This is a genomic window from Sphingobium sp. DN12 (assembly GCF_051058005.1).
Taxonomy (GTDB): Bacteria; Pseudomonadota; Alphaproteobacteria; order Sphingomonadales; family Sphingomonadaceae; genus Sphingobium; species Sphingobium yanoikuyae.
The window spans coordinates 2,052,218-2,069,451 of record NZ_CP173717.1 but is presented as its reverse complement, the minus strand read 5'-3'; the positions used below and the strand labels follow the sequence as shown (position 1 = coordinate 2,069,451).

Annotated in this window: 16 protein-coding genes; 5 read left to right on the top strand and 11 right to left on the bottom strand. The window is 65.5% G+C overall.

The annotated features are described in order from the left end of the window. Positions 1-87: 87 nt before the first annotated feature. Positions 88-795 carry a response regulator transcription factor CtrA gene (gene ctrA / locus ACI6S0_RS09710; protein ID WP_004212203.1) on the top strand — a complete coding sequence of 236 codons (708 nt, stop codon included), beginning with the start codon at positions 88-90 and terminating at the stop codon, positions 793-795. A 156-nt stretch (positions 796-951) separates the two neighbouring features. After that, positions 952-1,569: a methyl-accepting chemotaxis protein gene (locus ACI6S0_RS09705; protein ID WP_017502956.1), complete on the top strand. Its 618-nt coding sequence runs from the start codon at positions 952-954 to the stop codon at positions 1,567-1,569. 91 nt (positions 1,570-1,660) lie between these two features. Here the strand turns inward: ACI6S0_RS09705 and ACI6S0_RS09700 are convergent, their stop codons facing one another. Beyond that, positions 1,661-2,356, bottom strand: coding sequence for a hypothetical protein (locus ACI6S0_RS09700; RefSeq protein ID WP_004212207.1), 696 nt, complete (start codon positions 2,354-2,356; stop codon positions 1,661-1,663). 99 nt (positions 2,357-2,455) lie between these two features. Next, a complete protein-coding gene (locus ACI6S0_RS09695; protein WP_434405670.1) occupies positions 2,456-3,778 on the bottom strand; it encodes a S8 family serine peptidase in 1,323 nt (440 codons plus the stop codon). Positions 3,779-4,018: 240 nt separating this feature from the next. On the opposite strand from ACI6S0_RS09695, the gene ACI6S0_RS09690 reads away from it, so the two are divergent. Next, positions 4,019-4,507, top strand: coding sequence for an RNA polymerase sigma factor (locus tag ACI6S0_RS09690; RefSeq protein WP_004212209.1), 489 nt, complete (start codon positions 4,019-4,021; stop codon positions 4,505-4,507). Next, positions 4,504-5,190: an anti-sigma factor family protein gene (locus ACI6S0_RS09685; RefSeq protein WP_434405669.1), complete on the top strand. Its 687-nt coding sequence runs from the start codon at positions 4,504-4,506 to the stop codon at positions 5,188-5,190. The genes ACI6S0_RS09690 and ACI6S0_RS09685 overlap by 4 nt, the downstream gene beginning before the upstream one ends. A gap of 156 nt (positions 5,191-5,346) precedes the next feature. Here the strand turns inward: ACI6S0_RS09685 and ACI6S0_RS09680 are convergent, their stop codons facing one another. The 6 genes from ACI6S0_RS09680 to ACI6S0_RS09655 form a co-directional block, all read right to left on the bottom strand. Beyond that, on the bottom strand, positions 5,347-8,181 hold the full coding sequence (locus ACI6S0_RS09680) for a TonB-dependent receptor plug domain-containing protein (protein WP_434405668.1): 2,835 nt from the start codon (positions 8,179-8,181) through the stop codon (positions 5,347-5,349). 118 nt (positions 8,182-8,299) lie between these two features. Continuing rightward, the gene (locus ACI6S0_RS09675; protein ID WP_434405667.1) at positions 8,300-9,076 is read right to left on the bottom strand and encodes a metallophosphoesterase family protein; all 777 of its coding nucleotides are present in this window, start codon (positions 9,074-9,076) and stop codon (positions 8,300-8,302) included. 33 nt (positions 9,077-9,109) lie between these two features. After that, positions 9,110-9,664 carry a dCTP deaminase gene (gene dcd, locus ACI6S0_RS09670; RefSeq protein ID WP_004212213.1) on the bottom strand — a complete coding sequence of 185 codons (555 nt, stop codon included), beginning with the start codon at positions 9,662-9,664 and terminating at the stop codon, positions 9,110-9,112. 7 nt (positions 9,665-9,671) lie between these two features. Then, the gene (locus ACI6S0_RS09665; RefSeq protein WP_434405666.1) at positions 9,672-10,145 is read right to left on the bottom strand and encodes a cytidine deaminase; all 474 of its coding nucleotides are present in this window, start codon (positions 10,143-10,145) and stop codon (positions 9,672-9,674) included. Continuing rightward, a complete protein-coding gene (locus ACI6S0_RS09660) occupies positions 10,142-10,774 on the bottom strand; it encodes a GH25 family lysozyme (protein WP_434405665.1) in 633 nt (210 codons plus the stop codon). The genes ACI6S0_RS09665 and ACI6S0_RS09660 overlap by 4 nt, the downstream gene beginning before the upstream one ends. A 64-nt stretch (positions 10,775-10,838) precedes the next feature. Further along, positions 10,839-11,321, bottom strand: coding sequence for a UPF0262 family protein (locus tag ACI6S0_RS09655; protein WP_010339983.1), 483 nt, complete (start codon positions 11,319-11,321; stop codon positions 10,839-10,841). 121 nt (positions 11,322-11,442) lie between these two features. Between ACI6S0_RS09655 and ACI6S0_RS09650 the strand changes: the two genes are divergently transcribed. Then, positions 11,443-12,930: a replicative DNA helicase gene (locus ACI6S0_RS09650; protein WP_037520904.1), complete on the top strand. Its 1,488-nt coding sequence runs from the start codon at positions 11,443-11,445 to the stop codon at positions 12,928-12,930. Between the two features lie 37 nt (positions 12,931-12,967). Here the strand turns inward: ACI6S0_RS09650 and ACI6S0_RS09645 are convergent, their stop codons facing one another. The 3 genes from ACI6S0_RS09645 to ACI6S0_RS09635 form a co-directional block, all read right to left on the bottom strand. Continuing rightward, positions 12,968-13,363 (bottom strand): MAPEG family protein, encoded by a 396-nt coding sequence (locus tag ACI6S0_RS09645; RefSeq protein ID WP_004212218.1) that lies wholly within the window; start codon positions 13,361-13,363, stop codon positions 12,968-12,970. Between the two features lie 39 nt (positions 13,364-13,402). Next, the gene (locus ACI6S0_RS09640; protein WP_434405664.1) at positions 13,403-15,292 is read right to left on the bottom strand and encodes a CocE/NonD family hydrolase; all 1,890 of its coding nucleotides are present in this window, start codon (positions 15,290-15,292) and stop codon (positions 13,403-13,405) included. A gap of 76 nt (positions 15,293-15,368) precedes the next feature. Continuing rightward, positions 15,369-17,180: a DUF885 domain-containing protein gene (locus tag ACI6S0_RS09635; RefSeq protein ID WP_434405663.1), complete on the bottom strand. Its 1,812-nt coding sequence runs from the start codon at positions 17,178-17,180 to the stop codon at positions 15,369-15,371. Positions 17,181-17,234 lie beyond the last annotated feature (54 nt).

Sequence of the window (17,234 nt, the reverse complement as noted above, 5' to 3'; positions counted from 1 at the left end):
TTGTCCTTCAGAAGTTTTTTGGTTAATGATTGCGAGCAGAAACCGTTCTGGTGGGGTGAACGGACCTGCGACACGAAGGGGCTTCCAATGCGCGTGCTGCTGATTGAGGACGAACCGACCACCGCCAAGGCGATCGAGCTTATGCTCACGACCGAGGGCTTCAATGTCTACACCACCGATCTCGGGGAAGAGGGCCTCGATCTCGGCAAGCTGTACGACTATGACATCATCTGTCTCGACCTGAACCTGCCCGACATGCACGGCTATGACGTGCTGAAAAAGCTGCGGGCGGCACGGGTGCAGACCCCGGTGCTGATCCTGTCGGGCGTCGCCGAAATGGACTCCAAGGTCCGTTCCTTCGGCTTCGGCGCCGACGATTATGTCACCAAGCCGTTCCATCGCGAGGAACTGATTGCGCGCATCCACGCCGTGGTCCGCCGCTCGAAGGGCCATTCGCAGTCGGTCATCCGCACCGGCAAGCTGGCCGTGAACCTCGACGCGAAGACCGTGGAAGTGGACGGCAACCGCGTCCATCTGACCGGCAAGGAATATGCGATGCTGGAGCTGCTCTCGCTCCGCAAGGGCACGACCCTGACCAAGGAGATGTTCCTCAACCATCTCTATGGCGGCATGGACGAGCCCGAACTCAAGATCATCGACGTGTTCATCTGCAAGCTGCGCAAGAAGCTGGCGCTGGCCTGTGGTGGCGACAATTATATCGAGACCGTCTGGGGCCGCGGCTATGTGCTGCGCGATCCCGATGAGGTCGAGGCGCTCGAAGCGCGGGTTGCCTGATCGACCACTGATTGCATGTCAGGGGGTGGAAAGGCCGGCGGTCCGATGGGATCGCCGGCCTTTTCCGTGCGCGCCATATTGTTACAAATTATGTAATTTCCATAAAATTAAGCCGCTATTTACCATCGCGGCCTAGGCCGGGCGTGAAGGAGTTTTATGTTCATGGGCCAGGCCATTCACCCCCACAGCCGCGATGCCGTCTGGGACGCCATCTGCCGTTCGCAGGCGGTGATCGAATTTGCGCCGGACGGTACGATCCTCTGGGCCAATGACCTGTTCCTGGCGACCATGGGCTATGCGCTGGGGGAGATTGTCGGCCGCCATCACCGCATCTTCTGCGACGAAGGCCAGGCGCGCTCGGCCGCCTATGCGGCGCTGTGGGACAAGCTGGCGCAGGGCGATTTCGATGCCGGCGAATATCGGCGCCTCGACAAGCACGGCCGCGACATCTGGCTGCAGGCGACCTATAACCCGGTCTTCAATGCCGAAGGCCGGGTCGAGCGTATCCTCAAGATCGCGACCGACACCACCCCGTCCAAGATATTGCGCGCGGAACTCAAGAGCACGGTCGACGGGCTGGTCGACATTGTCGACACGATCAGCGGCATCGCCAACCAGACCAATCTCCTCGCCCTCAATGCCACGATCGAGGCAGCACGGGCGGGCGAGGCGGGGCGCGGCTTTGCGGTGGTCGCGGCCGAAGTGAAGAAACTGGCGGGGGACACGCGTGCGGCGACCGATCGCGCCCGCGCCATGGTGGTCGCGTCCAGCTGATCCCGTCGCCCGATTGCGGACATGATGCGGCCGGCGATCCGATGGGGATCGCCGGCCGCTTCCGTCAGGCGACGGCTACGGGGTTATGGGGTCAATCGGTCGCCTGATCGGAAGAGGAAGGGGTAGCGGCCTCGCTCTGCGGCTGGCTGGTGCTGCCATGGGTCTCGCCACTGCCCGAAACCTGCCCGCTGGCGTCGATCGAGGCAGCGCTGCCGACGGCATTGGTCGCGCTGCCCGCGACATTGCCCGCCGCCGATCGTGCGCCGCTGGCCGTCGAGCCCGCTCGATCCCGTGCGGAGGCAACCGTGCTGCCTGCCCGGTCACGGGCCGATGCCACGGTGCTGCTCGCCCGATCGCGCGCCGTCGAGACGCCGCTTTCCGCCCGGTCCCGTGCGGCGCCGACCGTGTCGCTCGCCCGGCTGCGCGCCGCATCGGTCGCGCTGGTCACATCGCTGGTGCCCAGCGTATCGACCGCCAGATTGCCGCTGGCCGATCCCGATCCGCTGGCCGAGCGGCTCTTGCCACGACGGCTTGCCGATCCTTCGGCGCGGCCATTGCCGTTGCCGCTGGCACCGACCCGGCCATTGTCGAGGTCGATGCTGCGATCCAGGCTACCCGATCCGCCGAAGGAACCGCCCAGCGTGCCGCCCAGGCCGCCGGTCATGCCGCCCAGGCCGCCACCGCCAAGCCCACCACCCAGGCCGCCGCCGCCCAGCAATTGGGCCGAGGCGGGGGCCGTGGTGAGCGCCGCGAGGCAGGCGGTTGCGATGATAATCTGCGTCTTCATGGACCGTCTCCTTGGTCATCTTGATCCGATGACAGGACAACGGCGGGGCGTTTCGCTTTAATCCCGGACGTCTGAATTTTTCTCTCAAGATACGGAAATTCAATCCATATTTCTGCAAGTCTCGCACAATATGCCGGCGCCATAGCCCTTGCCGCGACCGGGTTTTGCCTCCCGCCGCAGCGCCTCGACCGATCCGCCAGCCATCAGCCGCCCGGCCACCAAAGGCGCCGCAAAGGATGTGCCGCGCACCTTGTCCCGGCCGCCCGCCGTGTCGGCGGCCATCATGTCCGCACCGGGCGCGGCGAAATCGACATGGGCCGCACGCCCGGCCTCGGGCAGCAACCGGCCGCGCCCGTCCACGCCGGTCACCGCGATCACCTGCGGGTAGGATGCGGGGTAGGCGGGCGGGGCGGCCGGGCCGTCATTGCCGACCGCCGCGACCAGCATCACCCCCTTGTCGCGCACCAGCCGGATCGCCCCGGCCAGCAAGGGATTGTCGGGTCCGACCAGGCTGATCGTCACCACCTTCGCGCCGCGCGCCGCCATCCAGCCCAGCGCGCGGACAATGGCAAAGCTGCTGCCGCCGGCCGGATCGTCGCCATAGACATCGGCGACCAGCAGCGGCGTGCCCGGCGCGGCGCCCTTCACGCGGCCACTGCCGCCGATCAGCGAGGCGACCGCCGTGCCATGGGCGCTGGCCCGTGGCGCGCCGGCGACGAAGCCACGCTGCTCGATCGCGCCGGCCAGCGCCGGATGTGCGGCCACGCCGCCATCGATCAGGCCCGCTGCGCCGCGCCCGACACTGCCATGGCTCGCCAGTGCGGCCGATTTTCCCGCCGCAGCCGCGCCGCTCGGGAAATAGAGATTGTCGGCGCTGGCCTGCGCCTTGGGCGCGATCTTGCGCACATTGCGCAGCGCCCGCGCCAGGCTCTGGCCGTCCGGCACGGTCAGGCGCGTGATCGCCATGTCGATCCCCTCCGCCTCGATCCGTTCCACGCCATAGCCGGCCGCACGCAGCGTCTCGATCGCGGCCGCGTCCGCCCCGGTCAGCAGGATGATGCCGCGCCGCGCCGGCTCTCGCCGGTCGTCCAGTTCGACCGCGTCGCCATGCTGGCGCAGCAGCGCGTCGATCCGCGCCGCGCGCGCCGCTGCCAGCCGATCGGCCAGCCGCGCCGGTGACAGCCGGTCCAGTCCACTCTGATCGACGATACCGCCCAGCCGGTCGAGCGTGTCGGGCACTATCTGGCCGACCCCGCCCAGCGCACCGCCCCCCAACGTCCCCGCGGCCGGGGCGGGCAGCAATTGCGCCTGCGCACCCGGCGCTGCGAGCCACAATCCCGCGATCAGCAACGGGCGCGTCCATCTCATCTCTGTCTCTTCCCGCCGGTCATCGCCGGCCTTTTCAGCGTCAAAATCGTCCATCGTCAAAAAAATTCCGGTTGCTGGACTTTCTGAAGGATGAAACGGCCGGGCAGGGACGTTTCATCCCTGAAGAGTTCGTTTGTAAATCCGATTGAAACCGGATTTGCCGCTCCGGCCCACTCCCCCACCCGGCCACCCAACGGCTATATTCTATGGGTGGCCGGGTGGGGGAGTGGGCTGGTGCGGTACCGAAAATGCGCTTCTGCGCATTTTCCAAACGAAGAATATGTTGGAGACATAATGTCGTTCGAGCGCGACCTGCTGGCGATCCTGCCCCGGCTGCGGCGTTTTGCCGCCAGCCTGTCGCATGATCGCGCCGATGGCGACGATCTGTGCCAGGCGGCACTGGAAAAGGGGCTGCGCGCCCGCGACCAGTGGCAACCGGGCACGCGGCTCGACAGCTGGATGTATCGGATCATGCGCAATCTTTGGATCGATGAGGGCCGCGCGCGGCAGCGCGCCGCCAGAACCTTCGCGCCGGAAGAGGCGGGGGCCGATGTCGGCTATGCGGGCGACAAGGCGGTGGAACAGGCCATGACCCTGTCCGACGTCGATCGGGCGATGCAGGCATTGCCGCCCGAACAGCGCGAGGCAATCGCGCTCGTGCTGGTGGAGGGGCTGTCCTACAAGGAGGCGGCTGCGATATTGAACATACCGATGGGCACGCTGACCTCGCGACTGGTGCGCGGTCGCGGCGCGCTCATCGAACTCTTGGGGGAAGCGGCATGACCGACATTGACGAAGCCATGCTGATCGCCTGGGTGGATGGCGAACTGGACGAGGTGACGCGGCGGCGGGTCGACCGCGCCGTGGCGGAGGATCCCGCGCTCGCCGCCCGGCTGGAGCAGCATCGCCGGCTGCGCGCACGGCTGGCCGGCCATTTCGCGCCGATCGCGCAGGAGGATGTGCCCGCGTCGATGCAGGCCATGCTGGCGCCGCCGACGGTGGTGCCGATCGCCCGGCCGTCGCGGCGCTGGGCGTGGGCGACTGGCGGGGCGATCGCCGCCAGCCTGCTGCTGGGCCTTGGCATCGGCCATATGTCGGGCGGGCCGGCAGGGCCGATTGCGGTAAAGGACGGCGCGATGCTGGCACAGGGATCGCTCGCCACCGCGCTCGACAGTCAATTGGCCTCGGCCGGGGAGGATGGCCCGGTCCGCATCGGCCTCAGCTTCCGGCGCAAGGGCGGCGGCTGGTGCCGCAGCTTCGACGGCGCCGCCATGGCGGGCGTTGCCTGCCGCACCGATGCCGGCTGGCAATTGCTGCAGGCTGTGCCCGGCAAGGGCCAGGCGAGCGAATATCGCCAGGCCGCCTCGGCCGATCCGCGCCTTCTCGCTACCATCGACGGCCTGATCGACGGCGCTCCTGCCGATGCGCAGGGCGAGCGGGCAGCGCAGGCGGCCGGCTGGCGCTAACTGCCGCTTCGCTGTCGCCTGACTGTCGCTTCGATGTCGCTTCAGCGTTGCGTCACTGTCGCTTCGGTGGCGCGTCAGGGGGGCGTGGCGGGCGCGCCAGGCCGCCAAAACGGCTGATTTGGCGTCGCACGACACTGTGAACTTTCAACTGTCGCGTCAGAATTCCAGGTTCAGCCGGCCATAATAGAAACCGCCGCTGATCCCATAGGGGGCATAGGCATTGTAGAGGCTGCCCGCCGTCCGGTTCACGGGCTTCAATTTGTTGGGATAGGTGTTGAGCAGATTATTGGCGCCGACCGACAGCTTGACGCCCTTCGCCAACCGGTAGCCCAGTTCGAGATCGAGGATCGTCTTGGGGCTCAGCTTCTCGTCGACATAATCATAAAGGCAGCCGGGGCTGTTGGCGGTGCAGCTTTGGAAATCCTCGGTATGATAGACGGCGGCGCTCGCCCGCTGATAGATTTTGCCATAGCGGGTGGCGCGCAGGTTCAGGTTGAAATCGCCCTTTTCCCACAGGATGTTGCCGATCAGCTTGTCGCGCGGCGTGCCTTCGGAAAGGTCGCCCTGCTTGGCCCGGCCGATCAGCACCAGCCCGGATGCGGCGATCTCGTCGGGGACCGGGTCGATATGGGTGAAGATGGTCTTGTTGAAATTGGCCGACAGGCTGATCGTCGCGGTGCCAAGGTCGCCCAGCCCCGCCCGATAGGTGCTGACGATGTCGAGGCCGCGGGTGCGCGTGTCGGCCGCGTTGGAGAAGATGAGGCCGCCGGCAATGCCCTGGATGCCCGCTGCCGCCAGCGCGTTCATGACCACCGGGCCGCTCAGCGTTTCGGACAGCAGGATACGGTCCCTGACCTTGATCTGATAGGCATCGACCGTGACGTTGAAATTGGGCGCCGGGGTCAGGACGATACCGGCGGAAAAGTTGGTCGACTTTTCCGGCTTCAGCGGCTGCGCCCCCAGCGCCCGCGCGGCGACGCCATCGACCGGCAGCGCCTGCACCGGCAGCAGCTGGTTCACGCCGTTGACGGTGACGTTGATCGTGGAGGAGGAGGCATAATGTTGTTGCTGCAGCGTCGGCGCGCGAAAGCCGGTGCTGGCGGTGCCGCGAATGGCAAAGCCGCGAAACGGCTCGATGCGCAGCGACGCCTTGCCGGTATCGGTGGTGCCGAAGTCGGAATAATCCTCGTGCCGCCCGGCCAGGCCGAACTCCAGCCCCTCGACGATCTGGCCTTCCAGATTGATATAGGCGCTCCAGTTGTCGCGGCTCCAGCTGCCCGATCCTTCGGGCAGGAAGCCGGTGACGCCCTGCGACCCGACTCCGGTCCGCGTCGCCCCCGCGAACCAGCTGCCGGCCGGCGAGACATAGCCGCCATCGATATAGGATTCCGGGTCGCCCGGACCGATCAGGAACTTGTTCTTCTTATATTCGGCGCCGACCGCGACCGACAGTGGCCCGGCAAGGCCGATGTCCAGTTCCTTGCTGAAGTCGAGATTGCTGGTCCATTCGTCGAAGCGGATCTTGCCCAGATAGAAATGGGTCGGGCTGGCCGGCCCCATGGAGGGATTGAGCGATGTGGTCTGCGCATATTTGACCTCGTCCTGCGCATAGCTGGTCGACAGGTCGACATGGATGCCGCCGCCAATCTCGCCACGCAGGCCGCCGGCGACCTGAAAATCCTCGTCATAGACGTGGATGCGCGGGATATAGCCCTCGGGATAGATCTCCAGGATATTGTTGAGCGCCGCCGGATTGCGATAGGTCAGCCAGCCGGCCGCATGCCGCTTGGAGTAGGTGCCGAAGCTGTACAGCTCCATGTCGCCGCCGACCGGCATCATCGCGTCATAGCTGGCATTGCCGCCGATCACCTGCGGCTGGCCATATCTGGCGCGGATGCGGTCCGGGTCGGCATTGCGCGCGTCGCCGGTGGGGTAGAAGGGATTGCTGGTGATCGGGCTGCTGTTCACCACCGTATTGTCCTGCAGCACGCCTTCGCCCGACAGGTGGATATAGCCGCCGTCCGGCCCGATCGCGAAACCCTTGTCGATCTGCCAGCGGCCCTGCCAGCCGCCATTGTCGGCGGTGCTGCCCATGGTCAGCGCCGCGCCGCCCTGCGTGTCGTTCTTCAGGATGATGTTGACGACGCCGGCGATCGCATCCGACCCATATTGCGCCGACGCGCCGTCGCGCAGCACCTCGATCCGCTGGATCGCATTGCCGGGGATCAGGTCCAGGTCGGGCGGCGACTGGCCATTCTGGACCGACCCGTTGATGAACAGGGTGGCGGTATTGTGCCGTCGCTTGCCATTGACCAGCACCAGCAACTGGTCGCCGCCCAGGCCGCGCAGCGACAAAGTGCGCACCGCCCAGCTGGCGCCCGCGCCGTTGTTCGACACGTTGATCGACGGCACCAGCGTGCCCAGCAGGTCGCGCACCGACTGCTTGCCGCTCGCTTCCAGATCCTTTTCGCCCAGCACGTCGATCGGCGCCAGGCTTTCGGCGACGGTGCGGGTCGTCTGGCGGGTGCCGGTGACGATGATGGGCGCGGATTCGGCTGCCGGCTCCGGCGCAGGCGCCATGGCGAGGCCATCGAGCGTGGCGGTGCCGCTCGCCTGCGCGAACTGGATCGCCAGCGGGCGGCGGCGCACCGCGCTGCGGTTGGGCGGGGTGATAAGGGCGATGACGCCGGCGCCGGCCGGGGATCGGCGCAATTCGGTGCCGGCCAGCAACTGGCTGAGCGCATCGTCGGTGCTCAGCCATCCTTCGACCCGGCGGCTGCGGATATTGGCGACTTCGTCATAGGGGAACAGGATGCGTATGCCGGCCTGCGCCGACAGCGCCCGCAGCGCGCCGCTCAGGGGCTGCGATGGAATGGAGAATTTGTGCCGCTGCGACAGGCTGGTGTCCGGCGCAGGGGCGGCAAGCAGTTGGGTCGGCGCAACAAGGCATGTGGCGAGCGAAAGCCCCGCCAGAACATGGCGTTTCTGCATGATATGTCCCCTGCTGATCGGCATTTTTTGCCGTTGGTCATGGGAACGAAATATGGCGGGCGATCCGCCATGGACCGGCAACAAAAGCGCCAGGCCATGGCAGTTGCTCTGGAAGGGCTCAGGTCTCGCCGGTCTGAAGGAACCAGCGATCCGCGCCCTCCAGGCCGATGGCGGTCAGCCGGCCGGAATAATAGGCCCCGGTATCGATGCCGATGCGATTGGCCAGATTTTCGACCTCCAGCGTGATGCTATGGCCATGGACGACCATCTTGTCATGCCGTCCGCCATGGTTGAGGAAGTCGCCGCGTATCCAGCGCAGGTCCGACGGACGCTGCTCGGCGATCGGCACCCTGGGGCGGATGCCGGCATGGACGAACAGATAGTCGCCGACCGTCAGATGATCGACGAAACTGTCGAGGAAGTCGACATCCGCGCGCGGAATATGGTTCAGCATCCAGTGGGCGATCGCCCCATCATCCATGTCGGCACTCAGCGAAAGCGGCAGGCCGTAGCTGGCGAGCGTTTCCATGCCGCCGATGCGCCGGAAGAAGCCGACCGCGCCCTGATCGCCGCGCGCGGCCATGACGAAAATCTCTTCATGATTGCCCTTGAGCAGCCGGATATCGCCGCCCGATCCGTGCAGTGCCCGGACCCGTTCGATCACCTGGGCCGAATGTGGCCCGCGATCAATCAGGTCGCCGAGCAGGATGAGGCACCGGCGCTTTCCAGGCCGCAGCGCATCGTCGGCGGCGAGCATGCCGAGCAGATGGTCGAGCAGGTCGAGCCGACCATGAATGTCGCCGATCGCATAGACGCGCCAGTCATCCCCCACACTGGGAGGCAGCCCGTCCTGGTCGTCGGATCGGCGCAGAAATCTCAGCATCGGGAGGGCCATGTGCGCTTCATGGCCCGCGATGCTGCCACAGCGTCACAGGCGCGGCAATGTCACGCCCTGCTGTCCCATATATTTTCCGGCCCGGTCGGCATAGCTGACCTCGCAAGGCTCGTTGCCCTGCAGGAACAGGAACTGGCAGGCGCCTTCATTGGCATAGATCTTGGCGGGCAGCGGCGTGGTATTGGAAAATTCCAGCGTCACATGGCCTTCCCAGCCCGGCTCCAGCGGCGTGACGTTCACGATGATGCCGCAGCGGGCATAGGTGGATTTGCCAAGGCAGATCACCAGCACGTCGCGCGGCACGCGGAAATATTCGACCGTGCGGGCAAGGGCGAAGCTGTTGGGCGGGATGATGCAGACGTCGGTCTTGCGGTCGACGAAGCTGTTGGCGGCGAAATCCTTGGGATCGACCACGGCGCTGTCGACATTGGTGAAGATCTTGAACTCGTCGGCGACGCGCGCGTCATAGCCATAGGAGGACAGGCCATAGCTGATGCAGCCGTCGCGGCGCTGATTCTCCACGAACGGCTCGATCATGCGGTTCGACTGGGCCTGCTTGCGGATCCAGCGGTCGGAAAGGATGGACATGGGTCTGTCAGCTCTTCTGTGCAGGGGTGATGCCAAGGTCGGCCGGGCCGAAGGCGTGGGGCAGCAGGTCGGCAACGCGATGTTCGACCAGGCCGTTGCCTTCGGGCGCGACGCAATAGATGGCCAGGGTGCGGCCGGCCATCTGTTCGGCCTCGTTGATGACCTGGCGGCATCGGCCACAGGGACTGACGATCGCCTCGCCGCCGACGCTGCCGTCCGCCGCCATGCCGCCGCCGACGACCGCGATCTCGGTGACATCGGCCAGGCGGCCCTGCGCGTTGACGGTCGCCAGCGCGACCGTTTCGGCGCACAGCGACAGGCCATAGCTCGCATTTTCGAAATTGCTGCCGGTGACGATGCTGCCATCGGTCAGGCGCACGGCGGCGCCCACGGCAAAGCGGCTGTAGGGCGCATGGGCATGGGCCAGCGCGCCGCGTGCTGCCGCGACCAGCGCGGCGATATTCTTGTCTTCTGCACTCATGGCGCTACCACATCCCATCTGATCGGTCCGTCGACGCCGTCGATATGCCGCATGTCGCTGGCTGTCCACATCACCCAGGGCCGTTTGGCATAATCGGGCGCGAAGAAATTGCCGTCGACCCACAAGGTCCGGTTGATGCCGCTGGCAATGTCATATTGGGCGTCAAAATCGGCGCTGATGTTGAGCAGGGCGGGCTTGCCGGCATGGCTTTCGACCAGATTGACCAGCGTGTTGAGTTCCGACAGCACCTGGTCGCGGCCGGGGCGCGTGGCGCAGGACGGATCGAACCCCAGCCGGATGACCGGGGGCAGGGCGGCATTGTCGCGCGGCACGGTGGTCATGAACTGGGTCGCCTGATCGACGGCCTTGGCGCACAGGCTATAGTCGAGCGCCGCGCCATAGCGCATGCCCGCGCCGCGTGCGCCGCGCCAGTTGGCGGCGAACAGCGGGTCGCGCAGGCTGGCGCCCCTGGCCGCGCGAATATAGGCGAAGTCGGCCCCCTGCGCGGCCAGCGTGCCCCATTCGACCAAGCCATTGTCGGATGTCACCGATACGCCCTGGGTCGGATATTCGTCACGGTTCGGAGCCCATCCGCGTGCATAGATCCACAGTGCCGAACCCAGCACCATGATGATTGCCAGAACCGCCCCCAAGCGGACCAGCAAGCCCCCCAAAGTCAAACGCCCGATGATATTACCCCTTGATGTGCAGGACGCAGATAAGTGTGAACAGGCGGCGCGCAGTGTCGAAATCGACCGCGATCTTCCCCTCCAGCCGCTCCTTCAGCATGTCCGCTGCGTCGTTGTGAATGCCCCGCCGGGCCATGTCGACGGTTTCGATCTGCGCGGGCGAGGCATTGCTGATCGCCTGATAATAGCTGTCGCAGATCGCGAAATATTCGCGGATCGGCCGGCGGAAACGGCCCAGGCCCAGGATGATCGCCTCCAGCGGGCTGTCGTCCGCGCGATTGATCTCGATGACCAGGCGCCCTTCCTCGACCCGCAGCACCACCTTGTAGGGGCCGGCATAGCCGTCGGCATGGACGCGCTCGGGCGCGAAATGATTATCCTCCAGCAGGTCGAAGATGGCGATGCGCCGTTCCTGCTCGACATCCGCGTTGCGCCACAAGATGGTGCGCTCGTCGAGCTTGATGTCTATGATGCGCGGATCGGCCATGGCGGGTCTGCTGTCAGTGCGGCGGCGGGCCACGAAAAGCAAGCGGGACTTGTGGCGGGGGAGATGCGGTTGTTTCAACCTTCGCCCTTGCGCGACCCGCGTCGTGGCGCGATGAGGGCCCATGGTCGAACTTGTGAAACTCAATGCCGCTCCCGAAGAGGGCGGGCTGGAACTGCCGCGCAACGTCGAAGCGGAAGCTGCGCTGCTCGGCGCGCTGATGATTGACAACCGCATCGCGGAGGATGTGCAGCTCAAGCTGAAGCCCGAACATTTCTTCGAGCCGCTGCATGGCCGTATCTATGAGGCGGTGATGCGCCTGATCGAGCGCGACATGATCGCCAATCCGGTGACGCTCAAGCCGATGCTGGAACAGGATCCGGCGCTCAAGGAGCTGGGCGGCGCGGCCTATCTGGCGCAGCTCACCGGCAGCGGCGCGGCGCTGCTGGGTGCGCGCGACTTTGCGACCCAGATCTATGACCTTGCCCTGCTTCGTCAGCTTGTGAACGTCGGTCGAGAACTGGTTGATAATGCCCTGGATACCAGCGAGGATGTCAATCCGCGCGAGCAGATCGAGCTGGCCGAAGTCGCGCTTTACAAAGTGTCGGAAGGCGAAGGCGAGAGCGGGTCGGTCAAGAGCTTCCTTTCGGCCTCCACCATGGCAGTACAGGTGGCTGAACGTGCGCTCAACAGCGGCGGCCATGTGTCGGGTATCACCACCGGCATCAACAGCCTCAACGAGAAGATCGGTGGTCTGCACAATTCCGACTTGATGATCCTGGCCGGTCGTCCGGGCATGGGCAAGACGTCGTTGGCGACCAATATCGCCTATAATGCGGCGTCGCGCTGGCTGCGCGACCATAGCGACGGCATCCCGCCGGAAAAGAATATGGGCGCCAAGACCGCCTTCTTCAGCCTCGAAATGTCCGCCGACCAGCTCGCCACCCGCGTTCTGGCCGAACAGTCGGGCATTAGCGGCGAAGCGCTGCGTATGGGCAAGATCAGTCGGGCGGACTTCCAGAACCTGTCGCGCGCCGCGCGTGACCTGCAGGAACTGCCGCTGTTCATCGACGATACGCCGGGCCTGACGATCGCGGCGCTGCGGACCCGCGCTCGTCGCCTCAAGCGCCGTCATGATGTCGGCTTCATCGTCGTCGACTATCTGCAGCTGCTGCAGGGCAGCGGCAAGGCGGGCGATAGCCGCGTCAATGAAATTTCGGAAATTTCCCGTGGTTTGAAGACCTTGGCGAAGGAACTTCATGTCCCCGTTCTGGCGCTGTCGCAGCTCAGTCGTGCGGTGGAACAGCGTGAGGACAAGCGCCCGCAGCTGTCCGACCTTCGCGAATCAGGCTCGATCGAGCAGGACGCAGACATGGTCTGGTTCGTGTTCCGCGAGGATTATTATGTCGCCGCCAAGGAGCCGGGCAACAAGGAAGGTCCCGAGCATCAGGAATGGGTGCAGGAGATGGAGCGCATCTATGGCCTCGCCGAAGTGATCGTCGCCAAGCAGCGTCACGGTTCGACCGGCCGTATCCGCATGAAGTTCGACGCCAAGATCACCCGCTTCTCGGATCTGGCCGAGGGCAGTTCCTACCTCGAGGACCTCGAATAAGAAGGCATGGCGGCGGACATGTCCGCCGCCACCCGGTTCAGCCGGCGACGAACGCCTTGAAGACGATGCACAGGCCGATCATGCTGGCGAGATAGGCGAGCGAGCGGACCACTGGCACGCCCAGGCCATAGAGCGGCAGGTAGAGCGCGCGCGACACCAGCCACAGCCAGCCACCGATCGCCGTCCATTCGCTGGTGCGGCCGGCCACGACCACGCCGAACAGGACGATGATCGCGATCGGGAAGGTTTCCAGGAAATTGGCCTGGGCGCGGACCAGCCGGCCGCCGACGGGATCGAGCGGCGGCAGGTTCTCGTCCCGCGCCCCGGTATTCCATTTCAGGCCATATTGCTTGGTCTTGAGATGCGCCGCCGCGAAGATATGGACCAGTAGCAGGACGCAGGCCCAGGCCAGGATCTTCAGTTCAACCGCCATCATGCCCTCCCTTGATCGCGGCGGCGCATTGCCATCCGCTTATTTGACGATTGGCAACCATATCGCGCTGGCACCCGCCGCGCCATATTGCACGCTCTGGGTCGCCGGCTTGTAGTCGCCCGGCTTCGCGTCGAAGATCGACGGCACATAGGTCTGCGGGTTGCGGTCATAGACCGGGAACAGGCTGGACTGGATCTGCACCATGATGCGGTGGCCCGGCTTGAACACATGGTTCACGTTCGGAAGGCCGAACTTGTAATTTTCCGCCTTGCCCGGAGTCAGCGCCTGCGGCTTGTCGAAGCCATGGGCGTAGCGGCCCCGGAAAATGTCGATGCCGATCGGCAGTTCATAGCCGGCCATCACCGGATTGGCGGTGTTCTCTTCCGGATAGAGGTCGATCAGCTTCACCACCCAGTCGCTGTCGGTGCCTGAGGTGGCGGCGAACAGGTCGACCATCGGTTGGCCGGCGATATGAACGTCCTTGTCCAGCACCGGCGTCACATAGGTCAGCACGTCGGGGCGGCCATCGACGAAACGCTGGTCCTTCACCAGCCAGGTGCGCCAGGCCTCATTCTGATCCTGATGGATTGGCCGAGGCAGATAGGGGACCGGCTTGGCCGGATCGGAGACATAGGAGTCGCTGCCCGCCGCTGCCGGCTTGGCCCAGGACAGGCTGTAGCTGGCGCCGAGATACAGCGGGGTCGGCGTGCCGCCCGGCCATTTGGCGCGAGTTTCCCATTTGTCGATGCCGGTCGCGTAGCTGAGCGATCCGGGCATGGTGTAGCCGGCGGGCGGATTATCCTTGAGATAATGGTCGAGGAACGGTTTCATCGTGCCGACGCGGAACTGGCGGCCGGTATCGCCCTGGAACTGGAGGTCGCCCAGGCTCCGGCCCTCATAATTGACGCCGCTATGGCGCCACGGGCCGATCACCAGGCTGACCATGTCATTCTTCTTGTCCTGGGGTTCCAGCGCCTTGTAGACCGCCGGCGCGCCATAGCTGTCCTCCTGGTCCCACTGGCCCACGACCAGCATGGTCGGCACGGTCAAGGTGCGCTTGGCTAGCAGCTTGTCGACCGCCTGTTCCTGCCAATAGGCGTCATAGGCCGGATGTTCGAGCAGCTTGCGGACCGAGGGGAAGGCATCGAGGCCATAGGCGCGGGCGAAGTCGCCGGCCGATCCGGCGTTCAGCATCGTGGTATATTCGTCGCCATTGCCCATCGGGATCGCGCCGCCGCCCTTCTTGGCGGTCTGCGACAGGCTGTAGCCGAAACCGAAATTGCGGAAGGCGCCATTGTGGAACCAGTCGTCGCCCATCCAGCCGTCGACCATCGGGCTCTGCGGCACGGCGGCCTTCAGCGCAGGGTGCGGATCGATCAACGCCATCAGCGAGGTGAAGCCGGGATAGGAGGAGCCGGTGATGGCGACCTTGCCGTTGGTTTCCGGCACATTCTTCACCAGCCAGTCGATCGTGTCATAGGCGTCGGTGCTATTGTCGACGTCGGTTTTGTTGAGCGGGCCACGCAGCGGACGGGTCATGACATAGTCGCCCTCGGACCCGTGCAGGCCGCGCACGTCCTGATAGACGCGGATATAGCCGTCATTGACGAAATCGGCGTCCATGACCGGCAGGATTTCCTCGATCCTCTGGCTGCGGTTGCGGCTGGTCGCCTTGCCGGCATCATAGGGGGTGCGGGTCAGCAGGATGGGGCCGTGGCTGGTGCCCTTGCGCATGACGATGACGGTGAACAGCTTCACCCCGTCGCGCATCGGGATCATCACTTCCTTGCGCACATAGTCCGCCTGTGGCCGGGCCGGATCATAGACATCGACCTTGTCGGGGGTCATCGGATCGGTCTGGGCGGCGATCGGCGCGGCGAGCGCGACGATCATCAGGGCGGCAGCGGAAATCTGTGCGGCACGAAGCATGGCGATACCCCTTTGTTATTTTGTAATCATGCAACGGGCCCGGCCTTGAGGGAAGGCCGGACCCGCTTGTCCTTTGTCAGGCCTGCGCGAGGGCGCGGGCGCGATCCTCGATCCGCTTTTCCAGGATCGACAGCGGCATCGCGCCTTCCTCAAGAACGGCGTGGAACTGCTTGATATCGAACTTGTCGCCCAGCAGCGCCTGCGCCTTTTCGCGGGCCTTGGTCCAGCTGCCATGGCCAACCTTGTAGCTGGTCGCCTGGCCCGGCTGGGTGCAGTAGCGCTCGACCTCGCGCTGGCAGCGGGGGCGGGCAAAGCCGGTCTTCTCGACCATGTAATCGGTCGCCTGCTTGACGCCCCACTGCTTGGAATGGATGCCGGTGTCGACCACCAGGCGGGCGGCGCGGAACAGGAAGGACTGGAGATAGCCGGCACGGTCGATCGGCGTCGCATAGCCGCCCAGTTCGTCGGCCAGTTGCTCGGCATAGAGCGCCCAGCCTTCGCTATAGGCGCTCATGAAGGCGACCTTGCGCAGCATCGGCACGTCACCGGCGGTCTGCGCGGTCGAGATCTGGAGGTGATGGCCGGGCACGCCTTCATGATAGGTGAGGGCGGGCAGGCCATATTTCGGCCAGTCGCCGACATCCTTGAGGTTGATGAAATAGATGGCCGGGCGCGAACCGTCGAGCGCAGCGCGATTATAATAGCCGTTGGAGGCGCCGTCCTGGATCTCGACCGGCACCGCGCGGATTTCGAGCGGGGTATTGGGGATGGTCGTGAACGCCTGGGGCAGCTTTACCTTCATGGCGTCGAGGTCGCGGTTGAGCTGGGCGAGCAAGGCGGCGCGGCCGTCCGGGCTGTCGGCATAAAGCTGGGCCGGGTCGACATTGAGCGCGGCCAGCTTTTCGCCGACGCTGCCCTTGGTAAAGCCGGCGCCGTTCAGGATCACGTCCAGCTTGGCGCTGATGTCGGCGACCTGCTCCAGCCCCATGGCGTGGATCTGGTCGGCGCTAAGATCGGTGGTGGTCGCCTGCTTGAGCGCCGCTGCGTAGATTTCATCGCCGCGCGGGGTGCGCCATACGCCGTCACCGGCGGCGGTCTTGGGCTTCAACGCTTCGATCGCGGCGATCTGTTCGTCGAGCGCGGGATAGATCGACTTTTCGACGATCGCGGCGGCCTGCGTCTGCCAGTCGCCGGTCACGCCCTTGGCCGCGGCGCGCTTCGCCAGCGACTGGACCAGGCTGCTGGTCGCGGCGGGCTGGCCGCGCAGCTTCTTCATCTGGCCGAGCGTCAGGTCGAGCGACCAGCCGGGGGCGAGATAGCCGCGCGCGGCCTCGTCCCGCTGCAGCGCGGTATCGGTCCGCAGGTTGCGGGCAAAGGCATCGAGCCGGGCGACATAGGCCTCGCAATCACCGACCGTGTTGATGGTGTGCGCGGTGTTGAGGAAATCAGGCATCTGGAAATAGCTGCCGCCCTGCTGGAAGATGCGATAGGGGCGCTGGACGCTGTTGAGGCCGAATTTTGCCGGGGCGACCGTCTGCTGGTCGAGCGAATAGAGGATGACCTCCAGGTTGAGGCGCTGCGCATCCGACAGGGCGGCGCCCTCATAACCCTTGAACTCCTTGATCGCGGCCTGGGTGGCGGCCAGCTTCTTCATCGTGCCGGACTTGCTGTTGTCGTCGAGCTGGCTCTTGGCGGCGGAGCGAGCGCCCTTGTCGAGGCCGAGGCTGGTGACCATGGCGGGCGACAGGTCGAGCTGGCGCTCGAAGGCGGTGGCGAAGGCGGCCGACAGGCGCGCATCATCGGCGCCAGCCGCCTGGGCCAGGGCACGGGGCGTGGCGGTGGCGAGCGCAACCGCGCCCGAGGAAAGCAGGAATTGACGACGATCCATGGGGCGACTCCCTTAAGTCCCGTTGGAAAGGGGGGAGTGTATTGCGCTGCTGAC

Bases quoted from the DNA above. Each gene is read 5' to 3' on its own strand.
- ctrA (WP_004212203.1), top strand. From the start codon at position 88: ATGCGCGTGCTGCTGATTGAGGACGAACCGACCACCGCCAAGGCGATC.
- ACI6S0_RS09705 (WP_017502956.1), top strand. From the start codon at position 952: ATGTTCATGGGCCAGGCCATTCACCCCCACAGCCGCGATGCCGTCTGG.
- ACI6S0_RS09700 (WP_004212207.1), bottom strand. From the start codon at position 2,356: ATGAAGACGCAGATTATCATCGCAACCGCCTGCCTCGCGGCGCTCACC.
- ACI6S0_RS09695 (WP_434405670.1), bottom strand. From the start codon at position 3,778: ATGGACGATTTTGACGCTGAAAAGGCCGGCGATGACCGGCGGGAAGAG.
- ACI6S0_RS09690 (WP_004212209.1), top strand. From the start codon at position 4,019: ATGTCGTTCGAGCGCGACCTGCTGGCGATCCTGCCCCGGCTGCGGCGT.
- ACI6S0_RS09685 (WP_434405669.1), top strand. From the start codon at position 4,504: ATGACCGACATTGACGAAGCCATGCTGATCGCCTGGGTGGATGGCGAA.
- ACI6S0_RS09680 (WP_434405668.1), bottom strand. From the start codon at position 8,181: ATGCAGAAACGCCATGTTCTGGCGGGGCTTTCGCTCGCCACATGCCTT.
- ACI6S0_RS09675 (WP_434405667.1), bottom strand. From the start codon at position 9,076: ATGGCCCTCCCGATGCTGAGATTTCTGCGCCGATCCGACGACCAGGAC.
- dcd (WP_004212213.1), bottom strand. From the start codon at position 9,664: ATGTCCATCCTTTCCGACCGCTGGATCCGCAAGCAGGCCCAGTCGAAC.
- ACI6S0_RS09665 (WP_434405666.1), bottom strand. From the start codon at position 10,145: ATGAGTGCAGAAGACAAGAATATCGCCGCGCTGGTCGCGGCAGCACGC.
- ACI6S0_RS09660 (WP_434405665.1), bottom strand. From the start codon at position 10,774: ATGGTGCTGGGTTCGGCACTGTGGATCTATGCACGCGGATGGGCTCCG.
- ACI6S0_RS09655 (WP_010339983.1), bottom strand. From the start codon at position 11,321: ATGGCCGATCCGCGCATCATAGACATCAAGCTCGACGAGCGCACCATC.
- ACI6S0_RS09650 (WP_037520904.1), top strand. From the start codon at position 11,443: ATGGTCGAACTTGTGAAACTCAATGCCGCTCCCGAAGAGGGCGGGCTG.
- ACI6S0_RS09645 (WP_004212218.1), bottom strand. From the start codon at position 13,363: ATGGCGGTTGAACTGAAGATCCTGGCCTGGGCCTGCGTCCTGCTACTG.
- ACI6S0_RS09640 (WP_434405664.1), bottom strand. From the start codon at position 15,292: ATGCTTCGTGCCGCACAGATTTCCGCTGCCGCCCTGATGATCGTCGCG.
- ACI6S0_RS09635 (WP_434405663.1), bottom strand. From the start codon at position 17,180: ATGGATCGTCGTCAATTCCTGCTTTCCTCGGGCGCGGTTGCGCTCGCC.